This window comes from Streptantibioticus ferralitis (assembly GCF_029223525.1).
In the GTDB taxonomy this organism is placed as follows: domain Bacteria; phylum Actinomycetota; class Actinomycetes; order Streptomycetales; family Streptomycetaceae; genus Streptantibioticus_A; species Streptantibioticus_A ferralitis.
The window spans coordinates 32273-44677 of the sequence record NZ_JARHTQ010000048.1; the positions used below are offsets into that span (position 1 = coordinate 32273).

Here is a 12405-nt window from a genome sequence, read left to right on the forward strand (position 1 = left end):
ACGTGCAGTGGCTGTTCGGCACGTACCACTTGGGCCGGCCGGGGCGGCGGGCGCCGCTCCGACACCGCCGTATCGGTTCTCGGCACAGGTCCCGTGTTGGCGCGCGGGACCTGAACGCCGGGAAGCAACAACAGCTTCCGGGGAAGCACAGCGGCCTTCTGTCGGAATTTCCGACGAATGGCACGTGCCGCCCCGCTTCTGAAAGGAGTGGTCCGCCATGACCGCCCCCAAGTCCGCACCGCCCGACGGGGCCACGGAGCCCGTCGTCCCGAAGAACATCCGCTGGGTGCTGCTCGGCATCATGCTTGCCCTGCTGCTGTCCCAGCTCGACGGCCTGATCGTGGGCACCGCGATGCCCACGATCGTGAACGAGATAGGCGGCGTGAACAGCCTGTCGTGGGTCGTGACGGCCTACACCCTCACCACTGCCTGCTCCACACCGGTCTGGGGCAAGTTGGGGGATCTGTATAACCGCAAGACCATGTTCCTGGCCTCCATCGCGGTCTTCCTGGCCGCGTCCGCGCTGTGCGGGATGGCGTCGACGATGAACGAGCTCATCATCTTCCGGGCCCTGCAAGGCATCGGCGCGGGCGGCCTGGGCGCGGGGGCCTTCGCGCTGATCGGCGCCCTGCTGCCGCCGCGGGAACGCGGCCGCTACCAGGGCATGGTCGCGATCGTCATGGCGGTCGGCAGCATCGGCGGACCGCTGACGGGCGGCGCCATCACCGGCCACCTCGGCTGGCGCTGGGCCTTCTACATCAACCTTCCCATCGGGCTGATCTGCATCGCCTGGTGCCAACTGCTACTGCACGTTCCGCACACCCGCCGCAGCAAGGTCGTCATCGACTGGCTGGGCATCACCTTGATGACGGCCATGGTCAGCACCATCGTGATGGCGGCCACCTGGGCGGGCAGCACGTACGCCTGGGGCTCCTGGCAGATCCTCACGCTCGCCACGGCCAGCGTGGTCCTGTTCGCGGCCTTCGTCGCCTCCCAGCGGCGTTCCACCGAGCCACTGCTGCCGCCGCGGATCTTCACCGGCAGCCGCAATTTCTCGCTGGCCGCCGTGCTGCTGGTCGTCGCGGGCGTGGCCATGTTCGGCGGCACGCTCTACCTGCCGCTGTACCAGCAGACCGTGCAGGACGCCTCTGCCACCAACTCCGGCCTGCTGCTACTGCCGATGATGATCGGCACCGTCATCGCCTCCAACATCGCCGGCAAGGTCATGACCAAGACCGGCCACTACAAGGTGTTCCCCATCATCGGCGCGGTCTCCCTCACCATCGGCATGGCCCTGCTGTCCTCGATGGACACCCACACCTCGCCAACCGTCACCAGCGCCTTCATGGTCCTGGTCGGCATCGGCACCGGGTTCACCCTGCAGATGGCCAACACCATCGCGCAAAACAGCGTCGAACTCCGCGACATCGGCGCCGCCTCGGCCTCCACCAACCTGTTCCGCACGCTCGGCGGCTCTCTGGGTGTCGCGGTGTTCGGCTCCCTGTTCACCAGGGCCGTCCAAGGCCGTGCCCCGGCCGGCGGCGCACCCGGCGACGGCGCGCACTCAGGCGACTCGGCCCTGGCGCACCTGCCGCAGGCGGCCAAGGATGCCTACCTGCAGGCGGTCGTGCACGGCACCCACCAGATCTTCCTCGTGGCCTCGATCGTGGCGGCCGCCGGCCTCGGCGCCGCGGTCTTCATCAGGGAAGTGCCGCTGCGCGGCAAGCCCGGAGGGGCGCAGGCCGCACCCGGGCCCAAGGTGCAAGCGGCAGCGAACTAACGCCAGGCCCTGTCAACGCACGCAGGAGGCCTCGACGGAGACCGCCTGCCATATCTGAAGGAGAAGTCTGTGACCAGCAGTCACGACGACACGGTGGACGCGTTCCTCAACCGCGTACAAGAGGCATGGAACGCCGGTGACGCCCAGACTTACGCCGCCCAGTTCTCCGAGGACGCCTCCTACATCGCGTTCATCGGCGTAGCGATACTCGGCAGGCCGGAGATCGAGCGGACGCACCACGAGGTGTTCACCATGTGGCAGAAAGGCACGCGCATGGCCGTGAAGCCGATCGATGTGCGCACGGTGGATGCCGACACGACTGTGGTGACGACGATCGGTGGGATCGGCACCCACCCCGAATTCGGCTACGACAAGTTCCAAACGTACGTGCTGCGCCGCCAGGAGGGGCGTTGGCTGTGCGTCGCCTTCCAGAACACAGCGATGAGCGAGGAGGCGAAGCGCGCATACAACAACTGACGGACACCTCCACCCCGCGCGCCCACTCAGCGGGGCGTGAGCACGGCCCGCCCGCACGCCGGCCCCCGCGCCCGGCCAGTCTCCGCCGAACTCGGCCTGCTGCTCGGGCGTCAACTTCACTGACCGGCTCTTCGGCATCACCACCACTTCCCGCCAAAGCCCATATCGCCAAATTGAGTTGATGGCACCGAGCCCCCTTAGGAGGCTACTGTCGGTGGGGTGACATCAGCCTGCGCAGCAACCGTCACCGGGCCCGGCCGTCAACAGGCGTATGACCCGTGCCCGGTGTCGCCGCTCATCGACGTCGTGTTCAGCCGCTGGACGACACCGATCCTTTGGCTGCTCCAGCGCCAGGGACCGATGCGGTTCAACGAACTGCGCGAGCGTCTCGGCACCATCACTGCGAAAACACTCACCGAGCGCCTTCGCCAGTTGGAGCGCGACGGCCTGCTCACCCGGACTCACTATCCGCAGGTCCCGCCCCGTGTCGACTACGAGATCACCGACCTTGGCCTGTCCCTCAGCCCTCTGTTCCGGTCGATGGTCGAGTGGTCCAACGACAACATGCCGCTCGTGCGAAGTGCTCAGCGGCAATACGACGACTCTGGCCGCCCACGGCCGTCGTGACCTATCCCCACGGCAAGGCCGGATCGCGGCCGTGCCGCGCCTGAGCGTCGACGGTTTCGCCTAGGAAACCCAAGGGCGAGCTGACGTAACGTCGGCTACGCGTTCGCAGCAGGCAGGCTACGGCGGACGCATCTGACTACCCGTTGGGACGGCCCAGGGTGTGCCCCGGGCAGTGAGGGAGAAGCGTCATGCCAAGGAGCCAGGGCCGGTTGGGGATCGGGAAGGTCCTGATCTCACTCGTGGCGGTCGAAACGGCCGTAGGGCCATACAAGTTCGACTGGAACGAGACCCACATCTACAACCCGGCGTGGCCGCCGCATGCCAAGTTTCACAACGCGCAGACGATGAGCATGGGCGGCGCGCTCGGCGGCGTGAGCCTGTGGCACCTCTGGAAAGGTTCCGGCGACACACGCGAGGCACTCGACGCCGCCGCCATCTGCGCGGCGTTGTACTGGGTCACCAACATCTCCGCGCTGTGCTACCCGGGGTCCAAAGCCGTGGACCCGCCCGACACCGCAAGCTTCCCGCAGGCCAAGTTCGCTTTGCCATCGCTTGCCCTCGTGGCGCTCGGCTACCTTCTGGAACGGCGACGGCTCAGTTGACCCGCTTCGCCGGCCACCACGCGGGCTTACCCGGCGGCTACGCAGCCGCACAGACGTGGGCGCCGGCTTGCCGAGGTCCTCGTAGCAGCGCAAGGCCCCGGGATCCGCAACCGATGTGACAGATCGAAAGGACGACATGGCAAACGAAATTGGGGACGGCGACAGCGCGGCGCGGCCGCCGGTCGTCCTCGTTCACGGCAATCCGGAGAACGCCGCCGTGTGGGGGCCGGTACTCAAGGTGCTGGACCGTGAAGATGTGTTCACACTGTCCCCGCCGGGGTTCGGGGTGCCTCTGCCCGGTGGCTTCGAGGCCACCGTGGCTGGCTATCGCGAATGGCTGGTGTCACGGTTGGAGGCGTTCGGACGCCCAGTGGACCTCGTGGGACATGACTGGGGCGGGGCGCACGTGGTGCAGGTGGCCATGCACCGTCCCGACCTGATCCGCAGCTGGGTCTCGGACACGATGCAGCTTTTCGCCCCGGACTACGTCTGGCACCCATTGGCGCAGGTGTGGCAGCAGGAGGGGGCCGGGGAAGCCTCGGTGGCGGAGCTCTTCGGCGGCACCTTCGAACAGAGGATGGCCGTCGTGAACGGCATGGGCATCAACGGACCCGTCGCCGAGCGCCTCGCCGCTGGCTTTGACGAGGAACTCGGCCGGGCTGTGCTGTCCCTGCTGCGCTCGGCCGCCCAACCGGTGATGGCCGAGGCCGGAAAAGATCTCGCGCGGGCTCGTCAACGGCCCGGGCTTGTCCTCGTCCCCACTGCCGATCCCAACGGGACACTGGCCATGCATCAGTGGTCGGCGCAACAGGCCGGCGCGGACATCGCCCTCCTCGAAGGAGTGGTGCACTGGTGGCCGGAGACGGATCCGCGCCCGGCGGTCGAGGCGATGACACGGTTCTGGGCCGGTTTGCCTCACCGCGACTAATCAGTGGATGACAGACCACGACAACCCTGACGCACGGTCCTTCTACCGATCCCTCGGATTCGCAGAGTTCGACGGGAAGACCGTCTACCGGATCGACACCAACACGGCATGACGACGAGAGTGGTTATACGGGAAGAACGCTGCGACTACATCGTTGGGCTGGGGTGCGAGACCAAGGCGAGAACGACCGAACCAGCCTGAAGGGTGTCGTTGGTCACCCCGGGCACGCTGCTGGCCTGCCACCGGCGCCTGGTGCGCTGGACGGGGCGTCAACCACCGGGCAGGTCCGGCCGACCACCACTACCCTGTCAACGCCGGGTGGCCGACGTACGTGCCCTCAGCGATGATCAGGCCCACCCCGCCCGCAGCACGCCTGGCGTAGTACTGCGCCACATCGGCACCGGGAACGCCACCGGGTGAGAAGGCACGGGCCATCGGAGCCATCGCGATCCGGTTGGGCGGCGACATGGTCCCCAGCGAGAACGGGCGGGCGCGCACCTCCATGGCACGCGCAGCTGAACTGCCGGCTGTCACTCGGAATCCTCCAGAATTCGTCGTACAGGAGCGATGCCGTGGGCGTGAGTTCGGCGGCGCCGGATTCGGACGCGCGGCAGGGGCCGCCGATGGGGGCCTTCGTCAGGCAGGGAGCTCGAAGCCGAGCACCTTCAGGGCCGCCTCGGCGGCCTGCTGGTCCTGCTCGTACGTGCCGCCGGAGATGCCCAGGCCGCCGATGAGCTTGCCGTCCTCCAGGATCGGGTAGCCGCCGCCGACCGCCATCAGCCGGGGGTGGTGGGCGAGGGGCGCGACGTTGGGGTCGGCCAGGTAGTTGTTCCAGACGTGGGTGGGGTAGCCGAAGGATGCCGCCGTCCACGCCTTGTCGAGGGCGACCTCGCTCGCGAGGAACGGGGTGGAGTCGGTGCGCTGGAACGCCTTGAGGTGCCCGCCGCCGTCGGTGACGGCCACGGATGCCTCGAAACCGATCTCCGCGGCGGCGGTCTGCACCGCCTGAATGAGGGCGTTGGCAGCCTCAAGGGTGACCGAGGCGGCAGAGGTGGACTTGGTAAGGGGTGCGTTGGTCATGGCTGCCTTCTGGGTGCTGTGGCGCATGGTCGCGCCAGTTGGTGACGAGATGTCGAGATATCGGACGTCAGTGCGGGAGCCCGGGACCCGATCCGCTGGGCTCGACGCGTCGTGCTTGCGACCGTAGCCGCGAGGTGGTGGTTACCTGCAAGGGCAGGTACTTCCCATTGGGAAGAGCGAAGTCTGCGGCGGGTCTGGCGCACAGGAAGGCGCGGGCAGCGGCGGCACGCCCGGCTGCGGTGACAGGGCGCAACCGGCGGGCTGGCGATCGGCCGCCGCGGCCTCGGCGGCCGTGTGGACATGCTGATCGACGAGGGCGAGCAGGGCGTGCAGCGCCGCGCTGGGGCAGCACGCCATCACGGTGGCGACCTCCAGGGTCCACAGCAGCGGACTCCCGGTGAGCGGGCGGACCCGCAGCCTCCGATCGTCGGAGGGTGCCGCGAACGCCATCATCAGTGACACGCCGAGGCCGTGCCGGACGTAGTCGGCGGCGGTCGCGATGTCGGGCACCTCAGCCGCCACGCGGCGCTCCAGCCCGGCCGCCGTGATGGCGTGGTCGACGACGCAACGGTTGCCGTACCCCAGCGGGGAGTCGATGAACGGCGCCTCCGTGAGCGCCGCCAGGTCCACCTGGTCCCGGTCGGCGAGCGGCATGATCACCGCGACAGCGACCGCCTGCCTGTCCGAACTCCACGCCACCGCCCGCCCGGACGCCGGCCGAGCTCGGTCAGAGCTCGTCGCGACCACCGCCAACATGGGCGGCCTCGCCGCCGGTCCGCTCGCCTCGGGCTCCTCGCCCACTACACCCACCAGCCCCTGCGCCTGCCCTACGCCGGTCTTCACCGGCGCCAGACGGCCGGTATGTGGGTGTCGCGGGCTACCGGAGGGGGGAGGCGGGGGTGGGGGTGACGCGGGTGACCACGGACTCCTCAGGGATCAGCAGGCTGTAGACGACCGGGCCGATCTCGTTCTTCCAGCGGTCGTGGTCGTAGACCGCCGCGTACAGGGCCTCGCTCTGGGCCTCGTCCTCGAACCGGCGTATCCACACATAGCCGTCCTCGTCCTGGTCGTCGACGAAGGAGGCGGTCACATCCATGCCGAACGAGGTCTGGAACGGGATGACCACGTCCTCCATGTAACGGACCCACTCCTCGCGGCGTCCGGGCTGGGCCTGGTAGCGGCGGATCTCGTAGTACACGGTGTTGCTCCAAAAGGTATGCCGGGATGGTCAGTTGGTGACAGTCAGGACGAGCTTGCCGCGGGTGCGGCCCGCCTCGCCGCGGGCGTGGGCCGCACCGGCCTGCTCGAGCGGGAAGGTCTCCTCCACCTCGACGACGACCTTGCCGGCGTCGATCAGCCCGGCGATCGTCGTCAGCGCGGCACCGTCCGGCTCGACCAGGAACGGGGTGACCCGCACGCCAGCCGCCTCGGCGGCCTGGGCCAGCTCCGGGGAGACGCCGGCCGGGATCGCGACCAGCAGGCCGCCGGGGCGCAGGACGTTCAGCGAGCGGGTGCTGGTCTGGTCGTAGGCATCGCCCACCAGGTCGATCACGACGTCGACCTCCTTGGTGGCGTCCTCGAAGCGGGTGGTGGTGTAGTCGATGGCCTCGTCAGCGCCGAGCTCGATGAGCCAGGGGTGGCGGCCTGCGCCGGCGGTGGCGATCACGTGGGCGCCCAGGTGCCGGGCGAACTGGACCGCGAAGTGGCCGACCCCGCCGGCGGCGGCGGTGATCAGGACGCGCTGGCCGGCCTGCACGTGGGCGGTGTCGACCACGGCCTGCCAGGCGGTCAGCGCCGCCAACGGCACGGCGGCGGCGTGCACGTGGTCGACGGCGGCCGGCTTGCGGGCGAACTGCCGGGCCGGCGCGGTCACGTACTCGGCGTAGGCGTTCGCGACGCGCGGGAACCACGGCATGCCGTACACCTCGTCGCCGACCTTCAGGGTGGTCACGCCGAAGCCGACCTCCTCCACCACGCCGGACACGTCCCAGCCGAGGGTGAACGGCGGCTCGCCGAGCAGGCCGGCCATGCCGGTGCCGCCGCGGGTCTTCCAGTCCACCGGGTTGATCCCGGCCGCGTGCACCCGCACCAACACCTCGGTGGGCAGCGGCGCCGGGCGCGGCACCTGCTGGACCCGCAGCACCTCCGGACCGCCGAAACCGTCCTGAACCACCGCGCGCATCGTGTCTGCGGACATAGGTCATCTCCCTGGATAGCAGCCTGCGGAAGGCCCATCGACGGCCCTCCCCTTGACGTCGACGACGCTATCCTCGGGGGTACAGTTACCTGCAAGGGCTAGTACTTCCAATTGGGAAGTAACCTGGTGAGGAGAGTGAGCATGACGACCACGTGCCCCAGCGGCCAGCACGCGCACCACGATGTCTACGCCGCCCAGTGCCCCTGCCGCGCCCTGCTCGACCTGCTCGCCAACAAGTGGTCCGCGCTGACCATCGGCGCCCTCGAGGGGGGACCCCAGCGGTTCGGAGAGCTCCAGCGCAGGCTCCAGGGAATCAGCCCCAAGGTGCTGACCCAAACGCTGCGCCGCCTTGAGGAGTTCGGCATCCTCGACCGCACGGTCTACCCCGCCGTCCCGCTGCACGTCGAGTACTCGCTCACCCCGCTCGGGAGGAGCGCCGCGACCCCGCTCAACGCGCTCCGCTCGTGGGTCGAGGACAACATCGACCAAGCGTTCCGGCCGGAGCCGGTCGCGTCGTAAGGGGGCTGTCACGTCGGTGTGCTGCCCGCGTCCGGCTCCGGCCGCCGGGACGGCGGGCGCGGCACCGTGATGAGCTGCCGCCTGGAGGCGTGGGGGGCGACGGGCGCTCGGCCGTGGTGGCGGGCAGCGGCCGCTCCTCCCCGGAGGCGGCAGGACGGACGGCCTCCAGCAGCTCGTCCAGCCGGGCCGCGCGGCGCCTCGCCGCGGCCAGCCAACGGCCTTGCGGTCCGGGGACCTTGGCGCGCAGGGCGAGGACGGCCGATGCCATCGTGCGGGCGGTCGCCGGGTCGTCGGCCCCGCACCATTCCAGCAAGTCCAGAGCCGACTCGCGGTAGAGATCGGGGGCGCGCTTCTCCTGCCCGGCGAGCCGGTACACGTGGGCGCAACTGCCGTACGTGCAGGGCGCGTTGGGATTCCTTGCCGTACGCATCGGGTCGGCGCCGCTCGGGACGTTCCACAGCAGCCTGATCGGCCGTCACCGACCGGGTGACGGTGGGCAGCGGCGCGCCGTCGGGACCCATCACCGACGCCGATACCACCTCCGATTCACGCTGGCTCGCGCGTATCGACGCACTGTTCGCTTCGGACCACGATCAGGTCGCGGTGACAGTGCGGGTGCCGATACAATCATCCGCCCTGGTCGCGGCCTTGATCGCCGCCTTGCGGCGGTGCCCGCCGATCGCGTCGAAGCCTCACCTGCCCAAGCATCGACGGCATGACGATCCGTCGCGTTGCCGCGCCTGGCCCATCTCGGCGCGACCAACACCCTTGCCCTCCTGCGCCTGTCGCCGATGAGCGACCCGGACAAAGACACCGAGATCCTTGCCCTGCGGCACCAACTGCTCGTCCTGCGACGCCAGATCGGCAAGGTACGCCCGGCACGATCCCGCACTGGCACCGTGGCATCGCAACCTGCTGACGCCGCGACTTCGCGCCTGCCGAGAATCCCATCCGTGCTGGGCCACCGCTCGTCGCCGTCCAGCTCGTTCGTCCTCGCCCCCGTCCCCAACCGACTCCGGGCACTCCAACTGGACCCTCCCACGCGGACAGCCGTCACACGACAACTGCGAGGAAGACCGGGAAAGAAATGCAAGCCCCGGCTCCTCATCACAGGGCCGCAGGCCAGGCTCACTTACGCCTTGACAGCATCGTCCCTCATGGGTGCATGGATGGTTTTTCGGCACCCACAGTGTCGCCGAAGGGCATGTGGCGCTCGACCAGAGCGCACGGACGCGCCGATCGCGGTCACCAGCTACTTCACCGCCGGGCGTGAGGTGATCGCCGACACCCTGGAGACGCAGCGGCACCTGATGCACGCCTGCGAGGGCGAGACCTCGATGGCACTGGCCGCCTTCCCCGACCTCGTGCGCACGGAGCAGGCCGCGCGGGTGGTGGGCCTGGACATCTCCCTGCAGTCCGAGGACCCCTCCCCGGTCTACCGCTCCGTCACCTTCGACACCATCACGCCGTCCGGCACCGCCGGTGACGCCCGCGGCGCCTCCGCGACCAAGGGCGAGCGCATGTTGGACGGCTGCGCCAGAGCCCTCGCCGGCCTCCTCGTCGCGGGCATCTGGCCCTGATCCCGATCGGAGCAGAACAGCCCACGCGTCACCGTCCGAGTCCGCCAGTTCAACGGGAGACGGCTCCCGATCGGGGCTGGAGCGACGAAGCCACACCAAAAGCTAACGGTTTGCTTTAGGGTGGACGCAGGCCCTACAGTCACCTTAAGGCAAACGCATTGCGTTTATCGGGAAGGAGTCCAACCCATGTCCAGCGTCATATCCGACGCACCCGCGCACTGCTCCCTCCGGGCCGCCCGTGCCCGCGCGGCGAACCGCGCGGCTCCTTTCGTCCTCAACGCGTCGATCCTGGCGGCCCTCCTGGCGGCATCCAGCGCCCCGACGCCGCTGTACCCCCTCTACCAGGAGCAGTGGGGCCTTTCCGCGCTTGTCGTCACGGTGGTCTTCAGCGCCTACTCCCTGGCGCTGCTGTTGGCACTGCTCACCGCCGGAGCGCTCTCCGACCACTTGGGACGGCGCCCCGTCCTGGTAGGCGCCCTGATCGTGGAGGCCGCCTCCATGGTTCTCCTGGCTGCAGCGGGCGGCGCCGCCTCCCTTATAGCCGCCAGGGTCCTGCAGGGAGTGGCCACCGGCGCGGCCACCGGCGCCGCAGGTGCGGCTCTCCTCGACCTGGAGGATCCCCGGCGCCCGGGCCGATCTGCCCTGACCAACGGCATCGCCCCGGTCGGCGGCATGGCCGCGGGCGTTCTTGCCTCCACCCTCCTCATCCATTTCGCCCCCGCCCCCACCGTCACCGTCTACGTACTGCTGGCGGCCCTGTTCGCCGCCCAGGCGATCGCGGTCACGTTCACCACGGAGACGGCCCACCGCCACGCCGGCGCGCTGCGGTCGCTGCGCCCGCAGCTCAGCGTCCCGCCCACAGTCCGCCGCGCCCTGTTGACCGCCGGTACCGGGATCGTCGCCGTCTGGGCGCTGGGCGGCTTCTACTCCTCCCTCGGGCCGGCCCTCGTGCGCTTGGTGGCCCCCGACGCCCCGCAGGCGGCCCGCGGCATGGTCTTCTTCACCCTCAGCGCCGCTGCCGCGCTCACCGTGTGGACGCTGCGGCGCACGGCGCCCTTCGCCACGGCGATCGGCGGATACCTGGCCGTTCTGCCCGCCGCGGCCCTGACCTTGAGCGGTCTGCACGGGGCCGGACTGCCCGCCATTTACGGCGGCGCGGCCCTGGCCGGCATCGCCTTCGGCGCCGTTTCCCAAGGGGCGCTGCGGATGATCCTCGCCTCGCTCGACGAGCAGGACCGCGCCGCGACCCTGGCCGCCTACTACGTCCTCAGCTACCTCTCCATGAGCCTGCCCGCGGTCGCCGCGGGCGCCGCCACCCAGCACTACGGGCTCGGGACCGCCTCCCACGCCTACGCGATCCTCGCCGCTCTCCTCGCCGTGGCAGCCCTGGCAGCGCTCGCCGCGTCACGGCGCGGGGCAGCCCACCCCGCAGACAACCACCTCCGCTGAACAGATCAGCAGACAACCACCTCCGCTGAACAGATCAAAGGAAACGACGGACCATGCAGCTTTCCCATGCCACCCCCATCCCCTCCTGGACCGTGGGCGACGTCACCGTCCACCGCGTCGACGAGGTCCTCCTGCCACCCGCGACCGGACCGTGGCTGCTGCCCGACGCCACCCCCGACGTGGTGACCGGCCAGGACTGGCTGCACCCTCACTTCGCCGACCAGGAGGGCATCCTGCACATCAACAGCCACAGCTTCGCGTTCGTCGTGGACGGACTGCGGGTACTCGTCGACACCGGCATCGGCAACGGCAAGGAGCGGGCCAACCCGGCCTGGCACAACCTGCAGACCGACTTTCTGGAGCGCCTCACCGTTGGCGGTTTCTCCCCGGACTCCGTCGACCTGGTGATCCTCACCCACCTGCACGCCGACCACGTCGGCTGGAACACGCGGGAAGTGAACGGCGAGTGGACCCCCACCTTCCGCAACTCCCGCTACCTCACCTCCCGCACCGAGCGGGAGTTCTGGGCCACGTACGACATGGAGAAGGCGCGCAAGCAGATGTTCCGCGACTCCGTGATTCCGGTCGAGGAAGCGGGTCTGCTGGACCTCGTCGATGTCCCGGCCGAGGGCGTCGAGATCGCCCCGGGCCTGCGCCTGACGCCCACGCCCGGCCACACCCCCGGCCACCTCGCCGTCGAGCTGACCAGCCGGGGGGAGACGGCGCTGATCACCGGCGACTGCATCCACCATCCGGTCCAGCTCGCCCACCCTGCCATCGGCGCCTGCGTCGACATCGACCCGCGGCAGTCCGAGGCCTCCCGCCGCAAGCTGCTCGGCTCACTGGCCGACACGGACACCCTCCTCCTCGGCACCCACTTCGCGCCGCCCAGCGTCGGCCGCGTGATCACGCATGGGGACGCCTACCGGCTGCTGCCCGTCCCCGCAGCCTGACAGGCCTTCCCTCCCGACCTCGTTGCCGGCCCAGCCCATGGCGGGCCCGCGCGGGTCGCCGTCCGACCAGAGCATGCCTGAAAGCTGGGAGTATCACGAAAGCGGTGTTCACCACTCGGTTGGCGTAGAGGTTTCTCGTTGATCTGATTGGCCTATACCCGTCCGGCCGAGAGGCGGCCGTCGAAGGCGATGTCGAAGGCGTTCATCGCCTCC

At 69.6% G+C, this 12405-nt stretch carries 13 protein-coding genes and 1 pseudogene; 9 read left to right on the forward strand and 5 right to left on the reverse strand.

Translation table 11 applies throughout. The features are described from left to right. Positions 1–217 precede the first annotated feature (217 nt). From P2L57_RS37150 to P2L57_RS37170, 5 genes are all read left to right on the forward strand, one after another. A complete protein-coding gene (locus P2L57_RS37150) occupies positions 218–1780 on the forward strand; it encodes an MDR family MFS transporter (protein WP_275822462.1) in 1563 nt (520 codons plus the stop codon). A 69-nt stretch (positions 1781–1849) separates the two neighbouring features. Next, complete coding sequence (locus tag P2L57_RS37155) at positions 1850–2257, forward strand: SgcJ/EcaC family oxidoreductase (RefSeq protein ID WP_275822464.1); 408 nt, start codon at positions 1850–1852, stop codon at positions 2255–2257. A gap of 285 nt (positions 2258–2542) precedes the next feature. Then, positions 2543–2884 carry a winged helix-turn-helix transcriptional regulator gene (locus P2L57_RS37160; RefSeq protein WP_275822466.1) on the forward strand — a complete coding sequence of 114 codons (342 nt, stop codon included), beginning with the start codon at positions 2543–2545 and terminating at the stop codon, positions 2882–2884. A 209-nt stretch (positions 2885–3093) separates the two neighbouring features. Continuing rightward, positions 3094–3486, forward strand: a complete 393-nt coding sequence (locus tag P2L57_RS37165; RefSeq protein ID WP_275822468.1) for a DUF6640 family protein — start codon at positions 3094–3096, stop codon at positions 3484–3486. Between the two features lie 136 nt (positions 3487–3622). Beyond that, on the forward strand, positions 3623–4414 hold the full coding sequence (locus tag P2L57_RS37170) for an alpha/beta fold hydrolase (protein ID WP_275822470.1): 792 nt from the start codon (positions 3623–3625) through the stop codon (positions 4412–4414). Positions 4415–4732: 318 nt separating this feature from the next. Here P2L57_RS37170 and P2L57_RS37175 read toward each other — a convergent pair. The 5 genes and pseudogenes from P2L57_RS37175 to P2L57_RS37195 form a co-directional block, all read right to left on the reverse strand. Further along, positions 4733–4918, reverse strand: a pseudogene (locus P2L57_RS37175) (oxidoreductase); the annotation flags it as partial. A 132-nt stretch (positions 4919–5050) separates the two neighbouring features. Next, complete coding sequence (locus P2L57_RS37180; protein ID WP_275822472.1) at positions 5051–5494, reverse strand: GlcG/HbpS family heme-binding protein; 444 nt, start codon at positions 5492–5494, stop codon at positions 5051–5053. Positions 5495–5635: 141 nt separating this feature from the next. Then, positions 5636–6337 (reverse strand): LysR substrate-binding domain-containing protein, encoded by a 702-nt coding sequence (locus tag P2L57_RS37185; protein WP_275822474.1) that lies wholly within the window; start codon positions 6335–6337, stop codon positions 5636–5638. A gap of 34 nt (positions 6338–6371) precedes the next feature. Further along, complete coding sequence (locus P2L57_RS37190; RefSeq protein ID WP_275822476.1) at positions 6372–6692, reverse strand: NIPSNAP family protein; 321 nt, start codon at positions 6690–6692, stop codon at positions 6372–6374. A 30-nt stretch (positions 6693–6722) separates the two neighbouring features. Continuing rightward, the gene (locus P2L57_RS37195; protein WP_275822478.1) at positions 6723–7691 is read right to left on the reverse strand and encodes an NADP-dependent oxidoreductase; all 969 of its coding nucleotides are present in this window, start codon (positions 7689–7691) and stop codon (positions 6723–6725) included. A gap of 141 nt (positions 7692–7832) precedes the next feature. On the opposite strand from P2L57_RS37195, the gene P2L57_RS37200 reads away from it, so the two are divergent. The 4 genes from P2L57_RS37200 (at position 7833) to P2L57_RS37215 (ending at position 12192) form a co-directional block, all read left to right on the forward strand. Beyond that, the gene (locus P2L57_RS37200; protein ID WP_275822480.1) at positions 7833–8210 is read left to right on the forward strand and encodes a winged helix-turn-helix transcriptional regulator; all 378 of its coding nucleotides are present in this window, start codon (positions 7833–7835) and stop codon (positions 8208–8210) included. A 791-nt stretch (positions 8211–9001) separates the two neighbouring features. Beyond that, entirely contained in the window at positions 9002–9790 is a 789-nt protein-coding gene (locus P2L57_RS41285) for a creatininase family protein (protein WP_344185683.1), read from the forward strand. 186 nt (positions 9791–9976) lie between these two features. After that, a complete protein-coding gene (locus P2L57_RS37210) occupies positions 9977–11239 on the forward strand; it encodes an MFS transporter (RefSeq protein ID WP_275822483.1) in 1263 nt (420 codons plus the stop codon). Between the two features lie 53 nt (positions 11240–11292). After that, complete coding sequence (locus P2L57_RS37215) at positions 11293–12192, forward strand: MBL fold metallo-hydrolase (protein WP_275822485.1); 900 nt, start codon at positions 11293–11295, stop codon at positions 12190–12192. Positions 12193–12405: the final 213 nt, after the last annotated feature.

Excerpts from the sequence above, each read along its gene's own strand:
- P2L57_RS37210 (WP_275822483.1), top strand. The coding sequence starts at position 9,977 with ATGTCCAGCGTCATATCCGACGCACCCGCGCACTGCTCCCTCCGGGCC.
- P2L57_RS37180 (WP_275822472.1), bottom strand. The coding sequence starts at position 5,494 with ATGACCAACGCACCCCTTACCAAGTCCACCTCTGCCGCCTCGGTCACC.
- P2L57_RS37215 (WP_275822485.1), top strand. The coding sequence starts at position 11,293 with ATGCAGCTTTCCCATGCCACCCCCATCCCCTCCTGGACCGTGGGCGAC.
- P2L57_RS37170 (WP_275822470.1), top strand. The coding sequence starts at position 3,623 with ATGGCAAACGAAATTGGGGACGGCGACAGCGCGGCGCGGCCGCCGGTC.
- P2L57_RS37150 (WP_275822462.1), top strand. The coding sequence starts at position 218 with ATGACCGCCCCCAAGTCCGCACCGCCCGACGGGGCCACGGAGCCCGTC.
- P2L57_RS41285 (WP_344185683.1), top strand. The coding sequence starts at position 9,002 with ATGAGCGACCCGGACAAAGACACCGAGATCCTTGCCCTGCGGCACCAA.
- P2L57_RS37195 (WP_275822478.1), bottom strand. The coding sequence starts at position 7,691 with ATGTCCGCAGACACGATGCGCGCGGTGGTTCAGGACGGTTTCGGCGGT.
- P2L57_RS37200 (WP_275822480.1), top strand. The coding sequence starts at position 7,833 with ATGACGACCACGTGCCCCAGCGGCCAGCACGCGCACCACGATGTCTAC.